The sequence below is a fragment of the Gimesia fumaroli genome, from assembly GCF_007754425.1.
GTDB lineage: Bacteria > Planctomycetota > Planctomycetia > Planctomycetales > Planctomycetaceae > Gimesia > Gimesia fumaroli.
Genome location: NZ_CP037452.1, coordinates 6,115,815 through 6,136,042, shown reverse-complemented (window position 1 = coordinate 6,136,042; position 20,228 = coordinate 6,115,815). Strand labels below are relative to the sequence as shown.

15 protein-coding genes and 1 tRNA gene are annotated in these 20,228 nt (G+C 50.3%); 11 read left to right on the top strand and 5 right to left on the bottom strand.

Annotated elements, in window-relative coordinates:
- Positions 1 to 2: 2 nt before the first annotated feature.
- Positions 3 to 1,394: a magnesium transporter gene (mgtE, locus tag Enr17x_RS23210; protein WP_145312062.1), complete on the bottom strand. Its 1,392-nt coding sequence runs from the start codon at positions 1,392 to 1,394 to the stop codon at positions 3 to 5.
- Positions 1,395 to 1,734: 340 nt separating this feature from the next.
- Complete coding sequence (locus Enr17x_RS23205; RefSeq protein ID WP_145312061.1) at positions 1,735 to 4,791, bottom strand: redoxin family protein; 3,057 nt, start codon at positions 4,789 to 4,791, stop codon at positions 1,735 to 1,737.
- Between the two features lie 372 nt (positions 4,792 to 5,163).
- Between Enr17x_RS23205 and Enr17x_RS23200 the strand changes: the two genes are divergently transcribed.
- From Enr17x_RS23200 to Enr17x_RS23185, 5 genes are all read left to right on the top strand, one after another.
- Positions 5,164 to 7,029: a hypothetical protein gene (locus tag Enr17x_RS23200; protein ID WP_145312060.1), complete on the top strand. Its 1,866-nt coding sequence runs from the start codon at positions 5,164 to 5,166 to the stop codon at positions 7,027 to 7,029.
- A gap of 157 nt (positions 7,030 to 7,186) precedes the next feature.
- Positions 7,187 to 7,354, top strand: coding sequence for a helix-turn-helix domain-containing protein (locus tag Enr17x_RS23195; RefSeq protein WP_145312059.1), 168 nt, complete (start codon positions 7,187 to 7,189; stop codon positions 7,352 to 7,354).
- Between the two features lie 150 nt (positions 7,355 to 7,504).
- Entirely contained in the window at positions 7,505 to 7,630 is a 126-nt protein-coding gene (locus Enr17x_RS30290) for a hypothetical protein (protein WP_261343397.1), read from the top strand.
- Positions 7,631 to 8,074: 444 nt separating this feature from the next.
- The gene (locus Enr17x_RS23190; RefSeq protein ID WP_145312058.1) at positions 8,075 to 8,461 is read left to right on the top strand and encodes a type II toxin-antitoxin system HigB family toxin; all 387 of its coding nucleotides are present in this window, start codon (positions 8,075 to 8,077) and stop codon (positions 8,459 to 8,461) included.
- Positions 8,458 to 8,889, top strand: coding sequence for a helix-turn-helix domain-containing protein (locus Enr17x_RS23185; RefSeq protein ID WP_145312057.1), 432 nt, complete (start codon positions 8,458 to 8,460; stop codon positions 8,887 to 8,889). Before Enr17x_RS23190 ends, Enr17x_RS23185 begins: the two co-directional genes overlap by 4 nt.
- A gap of 140 nt (positions 8,890 to 9,029) precedes the next feature.
- Here the strand turns inward: Enr17x_RS23185 and Enr17x_RS23180 are convergent.
- Positions 9,030 to 9,103 (bottom strand) — tRNA-Val (locus Enr17x_RS23180).
- A 184-nt stretch (positions 9,104 to 9,287) separates the two neighbouring features.
- Between Enr17x_RS23180 and Enr17x_RS23175 the strand changes: the two genes are divergently transcribed.
- From Enr17x_RS23175 to Enr17x_RS23150, 6 genes are all read left to right on the top strand, one after another.
- Positions 9,288 to 10,265, top strand: a complete 978-nt coding sequence (locus tag Enr17x_RS23175; RefSeq protein ID WP_145312056.1) for an NAD-dependent epimerase/dehydratase family protein — start codon at positions 9,288 to 9,290, stop codon at positions 10,263 to 10,265.
- A gap of 172 nt (positions 10,266 to 10,437) precedes the next feature.
- Positions 10,438 to 10,761 carry a hypothetical protein gene (locus tag Enr17x_RS23170; RefSeq protein WP_145312055.1) on the top strand — a complete coding sequence of 108 codons (324 nt, stop codon included), beginning with the start codon at positions 10,438 to 10,440 and terminating at the stop codon, positions 10,759 to 10,761.
- 118 nt (positions 10,762 to 10,879) lie between these two features.
- Complete coding sequence (locus Enr17x_RS23165; RefSeq protein WP_145312054.1) at positions 10,880 to 12,490, top strand: CehA/McbA family metallohydrolase; 1,611 nt, start codon at positions 10,880 to 10,882, stop codon at positions 12,488 to 12,490.
- Positions 12,491 to 12,608: 118 nt separating this feature from the next.
- Positions 12,609 to 14,357, top strand: coding sequence for an amidohydrolase (locus Enr17x_RS23160; protein WP_145312053.1), 1,749 nt, complete (start codon positions 12,609 to 12,611; stop codon positions 14,355 to 14,357).
- 264 nt (positions 14,358 to 14,621) lie between these two features.
- The gene (serS, locus tag Enr17x_RS23155; RefSeq protein WP_145312052.1) at positions 14,622 to 15,902 is read left to right on the top strand and encodes a serine--tRNA ligase; all 1,281 of its coding nucleotides are present in this window, start codon (positions 14,622 to 14,624) and stop codon (positions 15,900 to 15,902) included.
- A 309-nt stretch (positions 15,903 to 16,211) separates the two neighbouring features.
- Entirely contained in the window at positions 16,212 to 19,349 is a 3,138-nt protein-coding gene (locus Enr17x_RS23150) for a tetratricopeptide repeat protein (protein ID WP_145312051.1), read from the top strand.
- Between the two features lie 22 nt (positions 19,350 to 19,371).
- Here the strand turns inward: Enr17x_RS23150 and Enr17x_RS23145 are convergent, their stop codons facing one another.
- Positions 19,372 to 19,680, bottom strand: coding sequence for a putative quinol monooxygenase (locus tag Enr17x_RS23145; protein WP_145312050.1), 309 nt, complete (start codon positions 19,678 to 19,680; stop codon positions 19,372 to 19,374).
- Between the two features lie 100 nt (positions 19,681 to 19,780).
- Positions 19,781 to 20,188, bottom strand: a complete 408-nt coding sequence (locus Enr17x_RS23140) for a thioesterase family protein (RefSeq protein ID WP_145312049.1) — start codon at positions 20,186 to 20,188, stop codon at positions 19,781 to 19,783.
- Between the last annotated feature and the right edge of the window lie 40 nt (positions 20,189 to 20,228).

Here is a 20,228-nt window from a genome sequence, read left to right as displayed (position 1 = left end):
GGTCATGTTAACCAGGGCAAAAGTGCCTGCGCGAAGGAAAGGACCAGGAAGAAGCCGCACATATCGGTGAGCGTCGTCAGGATCGGGCCGGAGGCGAGTGCGGGGTCAAGCTTGAAGCCTTTCAGGATAAGAGGGATCAAAGCACCCAGGCAGACCGCCATCAGCGTGTTGAGGGCCAGTGCACCGCCGATGACCAGACCGAGGTAGGGGTTCCCTTTCCAGAGATAAGCGACGCCTCCCAGTAGAATACCGAGGGCGATTCCATTGACCAGACCGAGTCCAAGTTCTTTACGAAAGACGTGAAACCAGTCGCGGGGACGAATCACGCCGAGCACCAGTTCCCGGGTACTGACGGCGATCGACTGATTTCCGCTACAGCCGCTCATGTCGGAGACGATGGGTAAAAAGACCGCCAGTGCGATCACGCTTTCGAGAGTTTCTTCATACATGGCGATGATGCTGGCGGCGACGATATTCAACAGGATATTAATGCTGAGCCACGATAACCTTCTCGCACTGCGAATCTTGAGCGGCAGACTGCGGAGTTCTTCCCCGCCCATAATCCCGGCGAATCGGAGAAAGGTACGGCCCGCCTGTTCTTCGCCTGCGTGCTCGACGTCTTCACGCCGGACAACGCCGACGAGTTTCTGGTCGGCATCGACGACCGGCAGACCAAACAGGGGATGGGAATCGAAAAAGTGCTGCAGATCCTGCAGAGTGGTGGAATCGAGTACGCTGGTGGGATTGGCGATCATCATTTTATTCAGCCGTCGTCCGGGCGGCGCCATCAACAGATCACGCAGGCGGAGCACGCCCACCAGTTGTTCGTCTGCATTAATCACGTAGATATATTGGACGTTGTAAGTCGCATATTCTTCCGCGTTCTGACGCAGTTCGGTGACCACATCGTCGACAGTTTGTGAGTCTTCAAAGGAGAGGAGTTCAGTGATCATCAATCCGCCGGCAGACTGGCTGTCGTACTGGGCGAGAAACCGAACGTTCTCGGCTTCTTCGGGGTCCATCTGTTCGATGATGGCTTCGGATTGTTCTTCGGTCAGTTGATCAAGCAGGTCGACCTGTTCGTCACTGTTCATTTCATCAAAGATAAGCGCGGCTTTTTCTGGCGGCAGAGTGGACAGAAATTGACCGGCTTGTATTTCCGGCAGCGATTCCATCAGGCGTGCTGCATCTTCATCGTTGAGTAAAGCGATGAATTCGTGCTGTTCGGCGTCTGATAATTGTGCCATGACGCGCGCATCTTCGCCGGGTGGCAGTTCTTTCAGATAGCTTCGGGCGGCTTCACTGTCTTTCGCAGCGACAATCTGCTCCAACTGCTCCCAGGCATCCTGTTGTTCTGCGTTGAGTTCTTCCGTGGTTTCAGCTGGTTCATTCATTTGATGTACTCCGTTCCTGAGACCAGTGCATCGGATTCAGGAAACAGTCGATTTGGCGTTCGGATCTATGATCACAGTCTATTCGGAAGGCAGTTTATATGATTGCCGATAAAGGAACAAATCTCATTCTTAGATTTATTTCAAGATTTGCCGTTGCTGAGCGCAGTTGGGAGCCTTCTCTCTGTTTTAGGCAGCGAATCAAGATTTTAAATGGTGATTCAGAAATATTTTGCGACTTGAGAAAATGAAAAGTGTGCGCAATGCCTGTGTTGAGTCGGAAGTCCATCGTCTCGAGACAGGAGCCGCATTGGAACTGAGCGACTGAATCTGGATTTCAAAGCTATTTTTCAGGCTCTGGGTTCAGTAAGCGATCGACGGTGCGTAATGCTTCTTTGAAGTCACCGACAAAGGCGACTTTTCCCTGTTGATCGATGACGGCTGCTTGGGGAATGCCACGTACGCCATAGTCCTGCATCGTTTTGCCGAACCAGCCTTTCTCGGTTGAAGGGCGGTCGATGGCGAGTTGATATTCCAGATTCTCCTTCTTCGCAAATTTCTGCAAATTTGAGACGCTGATATGACTGTCGTGCATGCCGATCAATACAAACGGTTGGTCGGCATAATAACGGGCTGCGGTCCGGACTTCGGGCAGTTGTCCGATGCAGGGACCGCACCGAGTGCCCCAGAATTCGATGAGCACGACTTTGCCCTTCAAATCCGGGTGTTCTGATTCCCCTTTGCTCGTGACCCATTTAGACGGTTTGATCTCGGGAGCTCGTCTGCCGTAGTGAATTTTTTGTTCGACTTGATGGCTGTGCCGGGGATGGCGTTGCAGATAGGCCGCAAAATCGCTGATTGGTCCTCGCATTGTGGTTTGGAAGGGACGCATAGGCCCCGTTCGAGAAGCACGCGCTGGAATGTGGCGGGAGTCGACAATCATGGCACCCGATGGCAACGGAATGGCAAACGCATCCGCGGGTAGTTGCTTGAAGACTTCGACCTGTTTGATCTCGTATATTTTCAGCAGACCTAATTTGCCTTTTCTGAGATTCCAACTGAGATAGAGCCTAGGCAGGATCAGGCCGTTTGCATGTGTTTGCGGGGCGAAAAACAGAGAGACTCGTTGGATTTCATATTTAGGATATTCGGCAAAATTTTCAAAGATAAATCCGGTCTCCCGATCAACCACACGTCGATGGCCATACTTTTCAGTCTGTCCCTCATAGATGGTTCGTCGTCCTGCCTGGCGAATGTTAACGTCTGGTTTTTTGCTTTTGGAAGAAGAGGGACGCTGGGTGCGCAGGGAAGGCCAGTCGCTGAATTCGTCTGGTGAAGCGATATGTAGATATCCTCCGTTCCCACCTCTCCGAGAGACAGAGGCCTGGTTGTTGGCGGTACTGTAGTTAAGCGTATCCCACTGGTCAGTGAATGTGGCCGAGTCGGGGAGCCGTGTGTTGTCTTCCCGATAAAAATGATTTCCTGTTTGATGATAACGCATTTCACTGCGCAGCTTACCGGAAGAAGTCAGGACCGTATTGCTTCGAAACGAGTTATCTATCTGATACTTTTTGAGGAGTTGATCAACATCCGGCAGTTGATAAGGATCGAGTGATCTCAGGTCTTTCAGCAGCGCATCTGTATTAACCTGTTGCCGCGAAACCAGAATCATATCCATGTTCACTCTAAGGTGAGAGTGCCGTAGCAACTCGGACTGCTTGTGCCATTTGAGTTGCAGATCTGTGGGATAGATCGATTTCGGATTTGGTTTAGGATCCTGGTCGGCAAGATGCGAAGGGAGAAACTGGGGCTGTGCCAGTTCAAATACGACTTCCGTCAATTCGCCGGCGGTGAGTTTGACGCGTTCGCCCCGACTGCCGTCTGCCTGCGCCAGTGCGAGCGGTTCCGTCACCACAAACCGGCGCATGCCAGGCACCATGAATGCCTGGATCTCTCCTGCTGCGTTGGTGGCCGGGTAATCCACAAATACCGACTGAGTCGAGACTGGCAACTGCTCGCTGGTGTCATGCGTTTCATAGTTGAAACGCACGCCGGGAATCGGCTCGCCTGTTTCCGCATTCACCGCTTTCAAAATGACAATCGCCGCTGGGCGCAGTTTGACCGTATGTTGAACGGTTTCTGATTGATCGGTGACAATAAATCGCTCGCTCTGAAAGTTAAACGGCAGATCGGGGGCCGGCTCGGCAATTAACGTGTATTCGCCGGGCAGTAGTTGCAAATTCGCATTTCCCTGACTGTCCGAACGCGCGTGTATACCGGCGCGCCGAATTTGCCCTACCGGGTGGGCGGTGAGTTGCACATTCGCGACGGGCTGGTTTGATTTTTCCAAGACCACCTGCACTGTCACTCTGCGGGGCGATTCAAACTCGTGATTGAGTTCTCCCTCATAGCCGACGGCGATCATGTCTCTGCGAGCTTTGTTTTTTGTGGTTGTGGCCAGTCTGAATTGCCAGGGATCAAACGTGGGACCGGGATCGATCTTGGACAGATAGCTGGTATCGCGACGGAGTTGAGTGAATTCGTATTCGCCATTTTTGTCGGTCCGTGTTTCACGGAATTCCGCGGGTAGTGTGACAATTCCATCAAAAGTAACGGGCTCGTCAACGGGATGGTTCTCATTTCCCAGAAAACGACAGGACCAGGTTCCCCACTGGTTCCGATTGCGCAGATCGTCAACCAGACCGAGCTGCACTTTCGCATCAGCCAGGGGCCGTCCCTGTTTGTCGGTGATACGACCTTTGAGTTTGGCAGGGCGTTCGAAGATCAGATCGACGACGATCGGTTCATTCAGATAGAACGCCCGCGCAGTGACTTGTTCATTTTTATCGCCATTTTCGGTTCCTTGCGGACGTGTATCCGGTCGAAACAAGCGGCTTTCATGCCAGGTGAACCCGTAGCCCTCTTTGGTTCCAAACACCGTGAATTTGCCTTCTGCCGGCTTGGGGATGGGATTGGGCCTTTGGCGTGCGACGATGAGTTGAATGTCTTTGAATTCAAAAAAACCAAATTCGTCGCTCTTCGTATGGCCGCGCAGCCGTTCGAAATCGCCCGGCGTGACCATGGCATAATTGGAAACGTAAATGTCGGCGTCTTTGATCGGATCGCCGGCCGCGTTGCGCGCAATGCCGGTAATCGTGACACGGTGCAACTCCTGCCCATAACCGCCGCCGTTTTCGATGGTACTCAAAATTTCGACTTCAGGCCGCCGGTCTGGTTGCGACTTTCCTTCGTCCGGCGCGAGTGCGAGTTGGTTCTCTTCCGCCACATTGGTCTGAGAAAATACAAAGTTTGCTGGAACAACGCCGAGCACAAGCAAGAGAATCAGAGCGGTGCGAAATTGTTTCAAAGACCAGAACCACTGACTGCACGTACCGACCATTGGATCCTCCCGGAGACAATATTTTTTACCGAATGTGACTGCCTGGGGTCAGGGCATGAAATGACGCGATGTTTAGTATATACTATTTAAATGTTTATATGCAAACGGGGGGATGAAAAGAATGGAGCCAGGACAGAGGATGAAGTGCCCAGAAAAGAAAAAACTGCAAGTGGACGATCAGGGACAGGAACTTATAGCATAAACTAACTAGAAAAGTGATAATTTCATAAAAGCGATGCATATTTGCGTGCAGTACAAACCGTTTGAACTCTGGTCGGGTGTGTGGAGTAGCTACCCTTTCGACTGGTCTTTGATGCGTTCTATTGCCTATAGCATTGACCAGTCGGCCCGATCCTACAAAGGCAATAGGAAATGAACGATTCTTTATGGTCTGGTCTGCTGGATGATTTCAAAACATTAAGAGACTTACAAAAGGGGAACGATCTTAGGAGTGTTCTCATTGAGTTTGCTTCCCCTGAGTTGATAGCCATAGGTGAGACAAATATTCCCAGTGAGCATTACCCGGAAAAGTGGGCAAAAACTTGGTTTAAGTCACTTATAGAGCAAAGGACGGTCACTGATCCCAGACCAGAAAGCCAGCGGATCTATAAGCAACTGGTGTTTCTCTATCGAGACAGACACCAGATATTCCAGGACGAGGAGAACAACCCCTTATTGCCAGAACGAATGCAAACCATAAAAAAACGGTTGGTTGACTCTATCGAGATGGCAGGGAGAGAACTGCTGAACCATTCAGGGGCAGACACTTTGCCTGATGAAATCGCAGGTATAAACAACAATATATCAGCATGGCTGCTATTTCTACATTACATCGGAAAGCCAGACCGGAAGACATGGAAGCGTGTAAGCAGGCTCGCTTTTATGGCACAGGTGTTTATAAATTCTACCCCACCAGAAGAAAGAGAGCGAAGACGGAATGAGGAGTTAGAGACATTACTCATGGAGCCAATGACAGAGAGTAAGCTAGCCAACGCTTTTGAAATCAGCGTAGGCGAGATGAGGGAGAAGCTATCAAATATGGAAGGAACAAAGCGAGACGGTAAACGATGGCAGATACCAGCGAAAGAATACCCATTCAATGAATCAGTGACTCACCAGGAGACGGAAGAATTTGATTTTGGTCCCCCGAATATGGATACATTCGATATCGTCGGTCAATTCACATTCGGCCCATTGCCAGAAAACAGCTATTCAGAGATTAAGGATATCACAGCAGCCAGCATAGAGGCGATTCGTCGGATTAAAGACGGTTTGCTTTCTCCTGACCAGGAAGAGAAGTCGAGCAAAACCGATCAGGAACTCAAGCTGCTTTCTAATGCAAACGAGTGGGCTAATTTATGCCTAGAATGTATTTCATGGATATCCACTAAGCTTGAATGGTTATCGGAACAATTCTCCGATATCGACAAAGTGTACCTTGGTGTTGAGCATCCTGCGCGAGTCCCTAAAGGGGTAACCATCCCTGCGGCAAAGTTCCTGCGAGTGTTCTTTCATACTGACATGGATAGTTATGACCGATTGTTTGAACTGTCTTATAAATACGGCAGGGTATCCAAGATTGAAGAGACTCTTCAGGTGGCGAATGCAAACGGGAGTCCGTCAATTGAATTCAGAGGACATCTCTATATTACCGCTATTGAATTAGTTAATAGCTTGAATGGCTTAATCTTGAATCGATTGAACGATATCCGACTAAATGCCAAAAAATGGATCGTAGCAGATAAACAGAACGAAATAACAGAGGATTGGTTGAGGCAAGATATCGAAAGTATTTTGACAGTGTACGAGTCAGTCAAAGACATTGACCATAGACTGATCAAGCTTGTTAAGTCACGGTTGACCATCGAGCAGGCAGGGTGCAAACGCTGGATATATGCCCGATACGGGTTTCCAGAATCGCCCGAGAAAACACATCAACAACCACAATTCATTATGCCCTCGGAAATTGAGGAAGAACAGCCAGAAAAACAGACGCAGAAATATGAGTTTTCAATTGATGATCTGTGCGATCAGTTCGAATATTCCAGAGATGGTTTAAATCCTTATATATTGAAAGCCGGTGAATTGGTAGCAGAGCGGGGCAAACCATCATTGAGCTACTCATTAAAGGGTGCAATAAAAATTGCTCAAGCGATTATAGACAAGCAGGGCAACTCCAAGACTGCTACCCAAAAGGCATTAGTATTCATCGAAAATCACTCACAGGAACGGAATTGAAATCCGAAAATCCGTCTGTAAATCCGATAATCCGAACCTTTGAAATTATAGAGCAATCCAGATTTCCTTCAGAATATCAGTTGTTATTTTTGTTCGTATGTGGTCGATCTGACACGACTCAAACGGAACATTTTAGCACAGAATTCAGGAGGAAATCATGGTCACTTCTACTGCTCCCCAGCCAGCGGAGCCCACAGGTTTAATCACAGAGAAAGCAGCAGCTCAACTGCTGGGAGTCTGTGAACGCACAGTATGGAAACTGCGCAACGAGAATAAGATCCGTTGCGTCAAGATCGGTGCAGCAGTGTGTTACACACGCGAGTAAATCAGCCGGTTCATCGAATCACAGATAAACCAGGCCGGCGACTTTGCTAACGGTAACACTGGCCCGTGTGCCAGGAACACTTGGAGCCATTTTGAATTGAACTTTCAAAATATGATGCTTTCAAAGATTTTTTTAGATCGGAGCTTTTCAATGAATTATGATTTTGCACTTTTCATGCTTGTACTCCTGGTGTTGGCGATCATCGGGAAACCGGATGTGCTTAGAGAAGTGGCAAAACTGGCTAAGGAGATCGCATCAGTATTTGGGAAAGGGTAATACTTCGCATTAGGACAGGTAAGAGGTATCGAATGATCGTTGGATTGCTTAGGCTGTACAATGTTCTCTGGGATGAAATGCTGTACAATGTTCTCTGGGCTGAAATAACGAGAATCGGATCTGAACACAGCGCAAAGAAAAACCCTGAAATAGATTCTACTAATATTCAGGGGTGAACGGAACCGTTTCAGTGCGCAATGAGAGACCCCACATATCTAGGGGCAAAGAATTGATAATAAGGGGCTTACGAAATCCAACCAGTTGCTTATCTGATCCCTTGACCGAATTTCGGATAAGGTTTTTGAAGAATCTAGCTGATTGAGGAGAGTTACTTTGTATGGTTGGTGGTTCGTGATTCACGAACTTTTCTCTTGTCTGTTCGTGTTATACGAACTATGATTGGTTTCAGATCCCGATAAGTCAGAGAAGAGTAAAGGTATCAATATGCGTGTGATTTCAAAATCACGACTTCGGCAGTTTTGGGAACTTGCCAATCAGGGAGATTCAAAAGGTCCCCTCAGCGCGTGGTACACGCACGTTAGTGATATCAGTGTTGCCTGGCAGAACTGGGGTGATGTGAAAAGCACCTTTGGCAATGCGGACCTCGTCGGAAATTGTGTCGTCTTCAATATTGGTGGCAATAAATACCGTTTAATTACTCGTATTCTCTATCCGAGTCAGAAAGTATTCATTTTGAAAGTAATGACTCACAAGGAATATGATCAAGACAAGTGGAAAGAGGAATGTGGTTGTTTTTCTGGCCCTCCTGAGAAGCCTGAGAAACGATCAACAAAAAAGGCCTCACCTAAACGAAAAGGAAACAAGAGATGATCACGGCCCGTTCAAATCGCTTAAAAGGTAAGGTTCGCGATGAATATCTGGCACTGGTAACGCAGTTTCCACTGACATCGGTTCATTCGGAAGAGGAGCTTCGAGCGGCTCAATCCGTGATGGACGAGTTGCTTTCTCAAGAAACACTCTCAGTCGGCGCAGAACTCTATTTAGATGCTTTAAGTGATCTCGTCGCCGCTTATGAGGATGAACATCATCGGATCAACCCTGCCTCTGATGCAGAGATGTTGCGTCATCTGATGGAGGCAAAAGGGATCAGCCAGGCCGAATTACACCGTAGCACCAGGATTCCCAAATCGACGATTTCCGAAATTCTGTCCGGGAAGAAATCGTTCAGTCGGCAACTGATCCGCACGTTAGCGGTGTACTTTGATGTGGAAAAAAGCGTTCTGGCACATAATCTATGAGGCCGTTCTTTTGGGCACTTACAATTGAATAGTGTTCTTTTGATAATTCAATGAATCGATTGACCGCGAAAACCAACCAAAGAAATTCGCAAACACCAATAAAAAAAGCACCTTGCAAAGAATGCAGGGTGCTTGATAAATGGGCGATGAGGGACTCGAACCCCCGACCCTCTCGGTGTAAACGAGATGCTCTAGCCAACTGAGCTAATCGCCCGGAATTTTGATTAACATCGGAAATTTCGATATTATTCTTGCGTCATTGTGTATGACACGCTCGTATTATGGCAGGTTCGTAGCGAAATGCAACTCTTGCGTGTAAACTGTTTTAAGCCTTCGCTGACTTTGGGCCGAATTTCGCATTTTTGCGGTTTTTTCCTTTCTTGAGAAAGATTTGATTTATGTCTCATTGCCTGGTCACCGGTGGTGCCGGTTTTATTGGCAGCCATCTCTGCGAGCAATTAATTCAACAGGGACAACAGGTTACTGCCGTCGATGACCTTTCGACCGGATTTTTGCATAATCTGGATGCGATCATCGATCATCCCCATTTCACCTTTCGGACCGGGTCGATTACTGATCCCGTGTTGATGGCAGAAATGGTTCAGGATGTTGATACGATTTATCATATGGCAGCCGCGGTGGGCGTGAAACTGGTCGCAGATAACCCCGTACGAACCATCGAAACCAATATCTACCCGACGGAAGTGTTACTGCGACACGCCGTGCAGGGAAAGCATAAGTTTTTCCTGGCGTCGACCAGTGAAGTCTATGGGAAAAACCCCAAAGAACGCTGGACCGAAGAAGACGACTTGCACTTTGGTCCCACGACCCGACCCCGCTGGGCCTATGGGGCGTCGAAGGCCATCGATGAATTCCTGGCGCTGGCGTATCACCAGAAATATGGTCTGGATGTGCGCATCGGGCGGTTCTTTAATGTGGTCGGGCCGCGTCAGGTGGGGCAGTATGGAATGGTGATTCCCCGCTTTATTGATCAGGCGCTGGACGGCGGTCCGGTCGTCGTGTTTGATGATGGCTCTCAGGTCCGCTGTTTCGGTCACGTTTCGGAAATCGTCGACTGTGTGATTGATCTGACAGATCTGGATGCAGCGCAAGGGCACGTGTATAACATCGGCAGCGATGAGCCGGTTTCCATTCGGGGGTTGGCAGAAAAGATTATTGAGAAGGTGAATCCCGGCGTGAAAATTGAGTATCTGCCTTACAACAAAGCATACAATGAAGACTTTGAGGATGTTCAGCGACGGGTTCCCGATTTAGAGCGTCTGACGGCGACATTGGGACGCAAGCCGCATGTGAAGCTGGATGAGATCCTGGATGATATCATTGCCTTCAAGAAACAGGTCCGCGGGCTTGCCTGAGAGATGCTTAAAACTGGTAGAGCTGGAATAACCCGTACAATCTGAATTCGATTTCGAGCGGATTCAGGTCAGAGGCATTGGTCTCTCATTTCCAAAGCGGTTCTGATCCGATGAACAATGGTAAGTGTGGTTCACTTACCTCATCACACAGAACAAGGGAATGGAGAGTACGATGAAGGGATTTCAGATCAAGCTGTTTGCTGTGACCATCTTATTGGGAATGTTGAATTCCGGCCTGGCTGTCCAGCGGGCAGATGCGGGGAACGGCCGATTTTTTCTTTCCAAATGCGAATTGTGTGAGGAAGAATACGAGGGACGCCAGTTTAATGGCAGCACATATCCCTGGCCTCGTTATTCGTACCACATGTATCGCGGCAAACACTGCGATTCACGTATGCGGGCCGGACGCTATCGGCGTTATGAGTACGACCGCTATCAGGTCAAGAGCATGCAGCCCTTCCGTGGCGAAATGCTGCCTCTGCCTGAACCGGAGTAAGCAGCTTCCAACGGTGCGCTCAAAAATAGACTTTTGGCTATGGAAATGATTCTTCTGCGTGTAGTCTAAAGGGTGAGTTTTATAACTGACCCTTCTACGAATGCAGGAGAAAAGTTTCATGTATCGCCTCGCACTGCTGCTTTCTCTGTTTGTGGTTCCTTTTCAGTCGGTGTCTGCTGCCGTATTGAAAGGGACCATCGTTGATTCTTTGACCGGGAAGATCATTCCTGCTCGGCTGTCGATTCAAGCCGCCGACGGCACCGCTTACTATGCGAAAAGCGCCGACGAAGCCGGCTCGGCAATTCTGTATGACAAGCAGCGCAGCCCGACGAGTATCGAACGGCATGTGACGCTGTCGGCGCACCCGTTTGAAGTCGAGCTGCCCCCCGGTGAATATCGCCTCACCGCTTATCGGGGGAAAGAATATATTCCGCGGATGCAGACGGTTGACGTGGAAGATCAGCCGCGCGAAGTACGCCTTAAGCTTAAACGCTGGTCGAATATGGCGGAGGAAGGCTGGTATTCGGGCGACACGCACGTGCATCGACTGGTGAAGGAACTGCCGAACGTGATGCAGGCGGAAGACTTGAACGTGGCACTGCCACTGACCAACTGGGTTTCGATTGCCGGTCAGCCGCCGTCACGCGGGGATATGAATACCGATCAGGCAGCAGTCAAAGCAGCGCCCGTGTATGTCGATCCGACGCACGTTTATTATCCGCTGAATACCGAGTACGAAATTACGAAGGTCGGCAAGCAACGTCATGTGTTAGGCGCTGTGTTTGTGTTGAACCAGAAACAAGTGCTGGAGCTGGGAGCACCGCCTGTCGCGCCGATCGCTGAGGCGGCGCACAAACAGGGGGCACTGTTAGATCTGGATAAACATTCCTGGCCGTGGTCGATGATGCTGGTGCCCGTGATGGACGTGGATCTGTTTGAATTAAGCAATAATCATCTCTGGCGAACGGAATTCTTTTTCAAGAATTTCTTTGGGAAAGCACGCCCTGAGTATCTCAATCTTGAGAGGGATGAAAAGGGGCTGACCGAGAAGGGCTGGATGCAGTTTGGTTTTCAGATGTATTACACGATGTTGAACTGCGGATATCGCATGCGGCCGACCGCGGGAACGGCGTCGGGCGTGCATCCGGTGCCGCTCGGGTTTGGTCGTGTGTATGTACATCTGCCGGACGGATTCAGTTATGAAAAATGGATGGCCGGCCTCAATGCAGGACGGAGCTTTGTCACGACGGGTCCGATGTTGACTCTGAATGTGAATGGCTCTGATGTCGGCAAAACCCATCAGAAATCCGGCGATGCAGAATACGAATGCCATCTGCAGGGGACCGCTCGCTACTGGAAGCCGATTTCCCGAATTGAAGTGATTGTGAACGGCGATGTGGTGGAGACGATCCCGCTGGAAAAACAGAGGAAGGGGACCACATTCATTTTTCCCATCGATCATAAAATGAAATTGAGTGGTTCCGCGTGGGTTGCCGTCCGTTGTTTTACTCAAGCGGAAACCGGACGCACCCGGTTTGCGCATACGGCGCCGGTTTATTTTGATGTGCCGGGTCAACCCGTGCGTCCCAAGCGGGCGGCGGTGCAGTATCTGATTCTACGGATGGAAGAAGAAATCGCACGCAATCAGGGAGTCTCAAGTGAAGCGTGCGTGAACGAATATCGGAAAGCGCTGAAAATCTATCAACGATTGTTGCCGACGGCCCGGTGAGCTGTGTAGACTGAATAGATCAGCGAACGTTGATGGACGTGCGCTTTGGATCAATCAAAGCCGAGTCCGATTTCGTTTTCCATTTTTAGCCCACCTGAATCACCCCACTGGAGTCAGCATGTTTGTCCCGCTCAGAAATTTAGTTCATCCCGTTACTGTTTTGCTCGTTTTTTGCTCAACGGTCAGTCTGCTTTCTGCAGAGACGGCAACGACGATTTTTCAAAACGGGAAAGTGATCACGCTGGACGATCAATCGCGGATTGTGGAAGCGATTGCGATTCGCGATGGCAAGATTCTGGCGGTGGGCAGCAATGCCGAGATGAAGCCGTATCAGGGAGATCAGACCAAGGTGGTTTCTCTGGATGGGAAAACGGTGATTCCGGGATTGATCGAATCTCATGTGCACGCGTTGCGAGCGGCGCGTGGCGAATTAATTCAGCCGCATCAGGAATTGAATTCGGTAGCAGAGATTCAGGCCTGGATTCGAGAGAAAGTGAAAGATGTGCCCGCCGGTCGTTGGATCACGGTGCCGCGCACGGATATTACGCGTTTGAAAGAACGCCGCCGTCCGACGCCTGCTGAGCTGGATGCGGCTTGCACGACACACCCCGTTTATATGAATATCGCTCGCAAAAATGTGTTGAATACACGGGGCTTTGAATTATTGGGAATCAAGAGTGACAAGGATCAACTGGCGGGAGCCCGAATCATCTTTGACGACAACGGCAAGCCGCTCATGATGGAAGGGGGGAGCAGCGCGATTCGCAAACTGATTCCGCGGCAAACCGTTCCGGCGGAAGCAACACGTGAAGCATTGAAGAAACTGCATGCCATTTATAATTCGGTAGGGATCACGAGCATTCTCGAACGGGGTTCGGGAGTCGAAGAATATCGTGAATACGAGTTGCTGAAAGCACAGAACGAATTGACGGTACGGATGACGATGACGATTCGCCAGCAGTTACGCAGTGCGGCCGCCGTTAAAGAATTTACAAAGAAGCTGGGGCTGATCACCGGCGACGGAGACGACTGGGTACGAGTCGGCCCATTGAAGATTTCTGTAGATGGGGGCATTCATTGGGGGAACACGCGTCTTTCCGAACCGTACGGCGAAAAGCGTCGTCAGTTTTATGTATTGCAGCAGGATGCCGACTATCGGGGGGATCTGGCATACTCGCGCGAGTTGATGGCCGAAATCTTTGAAGCAGGGCAGAAGCTGGGCTGGCAGATGTGTTGTCACGCGACCGGCGATGGAAGTGTGAATGAAATTCTGAGTGCGCTGGAAGAGGTAAACGAACGGCTGCCCGTCGATGGACGCCGGTTTTGTATCACGCACGCGTACTTCCCGACAGAGGAATCGGTGCGGCGTTCAAAGGCGCTCGGGGTCTGTTATGATACGCAGACCTATCTGTTCTATCGCGATGCCGATGCTATCAATCAGATTTACGGCCCCTCCTGGGTGAACCGTTTTATGGGACTCAAGACTTTTGTTGACGGCGGCGTGCCGGTGGCGATCAACAGCGACCATATGAACGGCTTTGATCCCGATCATTCGATGAACGCCTTCAATCCGTTTCTGGCACTGTATATTGCCGTCAGTCGGTGTGATATTGATGGGAAGGTTTATGGCCCGCATCAGAAATTGTCCCGCGAGCAGGCACTGCGTTGCATGACGAGTGACGCCGCGTATATCAGCTTTGAAGAAAAGGTGAAAGGGACGCTGGAGCCAGGAAAACTGGCCGATCTGGTGGTGCTGGACCGGGACTATCTGACTTGTTCTGAAAACGAAATTCTGCAGATCAAGCCTCTGCTGACGGTGTTGGATGGACAAATCGTCTACGAGGCAGCAATGTCGAGTGATCCTTAATCGCTGTAACAGGCAAATTTGCATTATTCCGGCTGGAATATCCATTTTTTCATCCGAAAAAGCGTTACCCTTGGACATTAAAATTGTCATTGGATATGATGCGGGCTCGGATTGAAGCCGAATTCTTGTTTCTAAACCATTTCTGGACTGTGTCCAGTTTTATTGTAGCGTCTCCAAGGCCATTTGGATCGAGTCGATTAGATTGAGGCACGCTATCGTAAAATGTGACGCGATCCAGGCACTGCACGGAGTAGTTGATTTCTTATGTTGGATTTGCAGTTCATTTGCGAGAATCAGGACGCCATCCTTGAGAATTGTCGCAATCGTGGAATTGAAGTAGACCTGGCACGACTGTCAAAACTGGATCAGCGTCGTCGCGAACTGATCGTTCAAGGCGACAAAGTACGGCAGGAACAGAAGTCGATTTCCTCTCAAATTCCCAAAGCTGCAGACAATGATGCGAAACAGGCATTGATCGCACAGGGGAAAGAACTACGTGAGCAGGTTTCTGCCCTCGATATTGAGCTGCGTGAAGTCGAAGCCGAATTGAGACAGGAGCAGGCCCGGGTGCCGAACCTGGCGCATCCGGAAGTGCCCGTCGGGAAAGAAGACAAAGCTAATACCGTGGTCCGGATGTCAGGGGAAAAACCGACGTTTGATTTTGAACCCCTCGATCATGTGGCTTTGGCCGAAAAGCATGATCTGATCGATTTTGAAGCGGGGACGCGCGTTGCCGGGCACGGGTTTTATTATCTGAAGAATGAAGCCGTTCTGCTGGAGATGGCTCTTTGTCAATACGCAATGCAGAAGCTGGTGCAGGAAGGCTTCATTCTGCACAGCACGCCAGATCTGGCCAAGAAAGAAATTCTGGAAGGAATCGGGTTCAATCCCCGCGGAGACGAGACGCAGATTTATTCTGTGGAGAATACGGATTTGAGTCTGGTGGCGACGGCTGAGATTACGCTGGGCGGATCGATGAAAGATCAGATCATGGACCGCGAAACGCTGCCGCTCAAGATTGCCGGTCTGTCACACTGTTTTCGTACCGAAGCAGGCGCGCACGGCAAGGCGACGCGTGGCATCTATCGCGTGCATCAGTTTTCCAAGGTCGAAATGTTTGCCTTCACGGAGCCAACCAACGCCGCCTCCGATGCGATGCACGAAGAAATTGTGCGGATCGAAGAAGAGATTTTTCAGGGGTTAGGCCTGCATTACCGTGTGGTTGATACCTGCACGGGAGATCTGGGGGCGCCCGCTTATCGGAAATACGATCTGGAAGCCTGGATGCCCGGCCGTGGTGAAGGGGGCGCGTATGGCGAAGTCACGTCTGCTTCGAACTGCACGGATTACCAGTCTCGACGCTTGGGGACTCGTTGTAAGACCAGCGGTCAGAAGGGAACGGAGTTCGTGCATACTCTGAATGGAACGGCTGTTTCGATTGCACGGGCCATTATTGCGGTTCTGGAGAATTACCAGCAGGCAGACGGCACGATTCTGGTTCCCGAAGTACTCCGCCCCTGGATTGGAAAAGACAAGATTGGGTAAAAAAGCCGATTTGGAACAAACGGTGTCAGACCAGATCTCGTAAAAGGAGCAGGGAAAGTTTGTGAAACACAACCATTCCCAGAGGAGAAGAGATCTTAGGGAGATGCTGAAGATTGCTGGTTTTCGCCCGTGTTCGGGCTGGTTGCTGCGTTTCCAGAGTCATCTGGGCGTAGTATAATCGACTGTTGGCCGCTACGAACTTGCGGAATCCGCGCTTACAGAACTCTCTGAGTGTTGACCCGCCCTAATAAGTCTCGGTGTGCTGTTCACTTTTGTTTTTCAACCCTGTTTCAGATTTTGAGAATTTCCGTGAATGATCATCCAGACAACGATTTGCCTGACGAGAACGCTCCCGATAAAAATGATCCCCAAGCCGATCAAAATCTGACTCCTGATGAGTCGAACAAAAATCCGGAAACGACTCCGGTACCAACCGATGCCGCGCAGGAGAATCAGGCGAGTGAAGAAGGACTTCCCGAGTGGGAACCACTAACGCCTGAACTGGTCGAAGATGAAGCGATCCGCGGGGACTTCATGTTGCGTTGGGCTGCGATTTTATTAGCCTGTCTGTTTGCTGCAACGTTCATTTCAGAAACACAAACCCTGGTACATGTCAAAACGGGGCAGTATCTGGCCGAGCATGGGTTCTGGCCTCCCGCGACGGATGTATTTTCCTATACCGCCGCCGACCGCCCCTGGCAGAATAACGCCTGGTTGTTCGATTTATCACTCGCGGCTGTGTACGGTGTGCTGGGTGCGACGGGACTGACGTTAGTCAAAATGCTGTTACTGGGCATTACTTTTTACGTGATCGTCCACCTTTGTCAGCGGGAGATTTCGACCTGGTGGGGTTCAATTCTGGCGGTGCTGGCTTTGATCGCCTGTTTTCCACAACTGACAGTGACGCCGGAAATCATTACGATTCTGGGGCTCGTGCTCACGCTGCGTTGTCTGCAGTCCTGGCAGGAAAATAATTCGCCTCGTGCCTTGTGGATGCTGGTACCCTTGTTCTTAGTATGGGCCAATTTTGATCCGCGGGTTTCGCTGGGAATCGTCCTGCTCCTGTTGTATGCCCTGGGGGAAACCGTGGCGGCGTTGATGGATCGGTCTGTGTTGAATGACGACACCGACTATAAGGAACTCTGGCTGGTTTTGGGGGGCAGTCTGGTTGCGACCCTGCTGAACCCGACTGGCTGGCATTCACTCACCGCCGGTTTGAATTATTACCTGGTTGATTATCCAATCATGCGGTCGATGTTTGTCGGCAAAGTGGGGCCGGAAGAGCTGGGCTATTTCTCGATGACGTCACCAGTGTTCTGGGAGTCACTGAATCATTATGCTGTGGCTGCGTTCATTATGATTTTACTCACCTTTGTCAGTTTTATATTGAATCAAACGAAGATGAGCTGGGGATACCTGTTTGTCTTTCTTGGTTTTTGTGGACTGTCTATTACGGCCAGCCATGAGCTAGTGGTGACCAGTGTACTCTGTGCGATTTTTGCGAATACGAATTTTCAGATCTGGTACCGTGAGAATTTTCGACAGACTTACAGTGTGGAGACGTCGGAGCTGTTGTTCTCGCGTGGCGGACGAGCGTTGACGGTGCTCACGTTTTTTGCTCTGGCGTATCTAGTGGTTTGCGGTCGTTTTCAGGGACAGGGGGCAACCAGACACGCCGTTGGTCTGGGCTTCAGTCCGGCATTGACGCGAACGATTGACGGTTATCAGAGTGCGTTGGCAGAGTCGCTGGATGATCGCCCGTTTCATTTTGTTCTGGAGCAGGGAGACCTGTTGATCTGGCTGGACCAGAAGTCGTTCGTGGACAATCGAATTGCTCTGTTTGCCGGTGAGGGAGAAGAGAGCCTGGTCGATTTACACGATAAAACACGACGAGCATTGCGAGTTCAACGCGAAGATCAACTGGGAAGCGGAATTCCCGATGTCTGGAAAGAAACCTTTGATGAATATCAGGTAACCCATGTGATTCCGCGCCTGTCAGGAGCGAACCCGGACTATCGGACATTCTTCGATTTATTGACAACGCCCGACTGGCAATTGACCGATTTGAACGCAGCGACGGCCGTCTTTTATCGTACGGACACGGAGAACGCAGAAACAAAATCCTATCTGGCGGCGCATCAACTGGACTTTAAAAAACGTGCCTTTCAGGAGCAAAAAGACTTTCCGGAAATCCGGGCAGACTGGGCACGTCCCAAATCGTTTTACAGTCGCTATTTTCTGCCTCAAACGGAAACGCTGGAAAACGACGTGCAAACCGCGCGGCACTATCTGGGGCTGATGTCTCAGTCTGGCAGGAATCACGAACTGGGTTCCTGCTTTGCGGTTTTGGCGATTCAACTGGCCAATCGTGGCCTGATTGAAAATCCTAACAGTGCCGAAGCCTATCGAATCCTGGGAAGTGCCTATGGTTATCTGGCAGGTCTGGAAGCACAGTTAATGGTTCCCCCGGCGGCACGAAATCAACAGCGGCAGCCATTACAGATTGATCGAATGCGATATTTTCAAATTCTGCACGCGTATCATCAATCGTTAATTATCGAACCGGACTATGCACCCACTCATCTGTTTCTGTTTGACCTGTATTCGAATATGGGCAAGGTGGATCTGTCGCATCGTGAATTACAAACCTATCTGTCGATGGTGGAAGATCAGGAGCAACTGGAAGATGACGCATTGGCACGATTGAGAGCCTACACGGATCATCTGGAAAAACTCAAAACACAAATCGACCAGATTACTCAGGAGCTGGATAAGCAGCTGGCAGACGGTGCTGACCGGATGCAGCTGGCAAGCCAGGCTTACCAGAATGGATATGTCCTGTTGGCTCATCACTATCTGGATGATCCCGTTTTTATTGCACAAAACCCATTGGCACAAAATCTGAAAGCAACCGTCTTAATGGAAGTCGGGCTTTCAGAAGAAGCGGACTCGCAGATGGCGCAACTGGAATCGCTGGCACAAAACGATCCACGGATTCCCTGGCGTTCCCAGGCCGCGTTTACGAGTTTGGGAAATGGCAATTATCGGGGCAGTTTTGATTTGTGGAAGCAAGAACTCAGATCGCATGAAGAAGCACGCATTGCCGGTGTATTGCAGTCGTTGCCTTTGATTCAGCCACCTTCGAACAGCTTCTGGCCTGCCCAGCATACGGCCTCTGTTGCCAACTATCTGTATGGACTTTCGCAGCAGCAAACTCCACTCAAATTGAATCTGGCCCGCTGTGAAATCGAAGCGGGCCAGCCCGATCAGGCGGTTGCGGTTTTACAAGAGATTGTGGATGAACAACCGGAAACACCTTACCGGCCGCTCATCCGCTTTTATCTCTATCAATTAACGGGCGAACTGATTCCGATGCAAGTGGAAGCACCCGCCGGACAGACCGAACCGGAACAAGCCGAAGCACCGCTGGTGGCGCCCAAACCATAGTCGGGATGGGGAAAAGAGCCGGTTAAGCCGGCTTCAGCACTTTGATGGTTGTCCCTTTGACCAGATCCGCGACCTGTTCCCGGTAGGTTGTCATGTGGGGGGCAGCGAGGTGTGCTTTCAGGGCATCGACACTTTCCCACTTTTCCATGACGGTGACGATCTGGCTGCCGTTTTTGACCTGCACGGGAATGTCGGTTTCTTCATCGACCGCGGGCCCGTATTCAATACAACCATCTTCGGCGAGAACTTGAGGCACCAGCTGGTGAAACGCTTCCAGAAACGCGGCCTGTTTTCCTTCGGCTAACTCAATATCTGCGATGACAAAAATCATGTTTCTTCTTTCTACTCAGGTTTCGATGATTGGGCCTGTCTCCCGGATCATTAAAGCGTTTCCAAAGCCATCTAGTCCGAGCCATATCGAATGAGAGAGACTATGATTTCTTGGAATGCGATCCAGTCTGGAGCCGTTTGATTAACTGGCGGGCTTGAATGATGCGGCGGGAGTGTAGGCCTTTCGCGATTTTCTCATCCCCGGCGTATGCTTCGACGCTAAATCGATACACGGGCCCATCCTGGTAGATGAGCCGTGCGGTGCAATTCACGGTGGCGCCAACGGGAGTCGGCGCCAAGTGCTCCACATCCACGTGCGTACCGACACTCAGGGACTTGTCTTCAAGCCACGCTTGCAGGAATTGTAACGCAGCCTGTTCCAGAAACCAAATCAGTGATGGCGTCGAAAGCACAGAAATATCTGCTTCCTGCGAAAACGTAATCGAGTGGCTTTGCTCCACTTCGAATGAAATCGTGTTCGAAGAACCTATACGCGGTGCCTGGTCCATGAGAGGCAATCTCAATTCTAAATGGTGTTGAGGTTGTCCG

What these genes read in the sequence shown, in the direction of transcription:
- Enr17x_RS23165 (WP_145312054.1), top strand. Translation starts at nt 10,880, where the DNA reads ATGTATCGCCTCGCACTGCTGCTTTCTCTGTTTGTGGTTCCTTTTCAG.
- Enr17x_RS23205 (WP_145312061.1), bottom strand. Translation starts at nt 4,791, where the DNA reads ATGGTCGGTACGTGCAGTCAGTGGTTCTGGTCTTTGAAACAATTTCGC.
- Enr17x_RS23185 (WP_145312057.1), top strand. Translation starts at nt 8,458, where the DNA reads ATGATCACGGCCCGTTCAAATCGCTTAAAAGGTAAGGTTCGCGATGAA.
- Enr17x_RS23190 (WP_145312058.1), top strand. Translation starts at nt 8,075, where the DNA reads ATGCGTGTGATTTCAAAATCACGACTTCGGCAGTTTTGGGAACTTGCC.
- Enr17x_RS23200 (WP_145312060.1), top strand. Translation starts at nt 5,164, where the DNA reads ATGAACGATTCTTTATGGTCTGGTCTGCTGGATGATTTCAAAACATTA.
- Enr17x_RS23140 (WP_145312049.1), bottom strand. Translation starts at nt 20,188, where the DNA reads ATGGACCAGGCACCGCGTATAGGTTCTTCGAACACGATTTCATTCGAA.
- Enr17x_RS23160 (WP_145312053.1), top strand. Translation starts at nt 12,609, where the DNA reads ATGTTTGTCCCGCTCAGAAATTTAGTTCATCCCGTTACTGTTTTGCTC.
- Enr17x_RS23145 (WP_145312050.1), bottom strand. Translation starts at nt 19,680, where the DNA reads ATGATTTTTGTCATCGCAGATATTGAGTTAGCCGAAGGAAAACAGGCC.
- mgtE (WP_145312062.1), bottom strand. Translation starts at nt 1,394, where the DNA reads ATGAATGAACCAGCTGAAACCACGGAAGAACTCAACGCAGAACAACAG.
- Enr17x_RS23195 (WP_145312059.1), top strand. Translation starts at nt 7,187, where the DNA reads ATGGTCACTTCTACTGCTCCCCAGCCAGCGGAGCCCACAGGTTTAATC.
- Enr17x_RS30290 (WP_261343397.1), top strand. Translation starts at nt 7,505, where the DNA reads ATGAATTATGATTTTGCACTTTTCATGCTTGTACTCCTGGTGTTGGCG.
- Enr17x_RS23170 (WP_145312055.1), top strand. Translation starts at nt 10,438, where the DNA reads ATGAAGGGATTTCAGATCAAGCTGTTTGCTGTGACCATCTTATTGGGA.
- serS (WP_145312052.1), top strand. Translation starts at nt 14,622, where the DNA reads ATGTTGGATTTGCAGTTCATTTGCGAGAATCAGGACGCCATCCTTGAG.
- Enr17x_RS23175 (WP_145312056.1), top strand. Translation starts at nt 9,288, where the DNA reads ATGTCTCATTGCCTGGTCACCGGTGGTGCCGGTTTTATTGGCAGCCAT.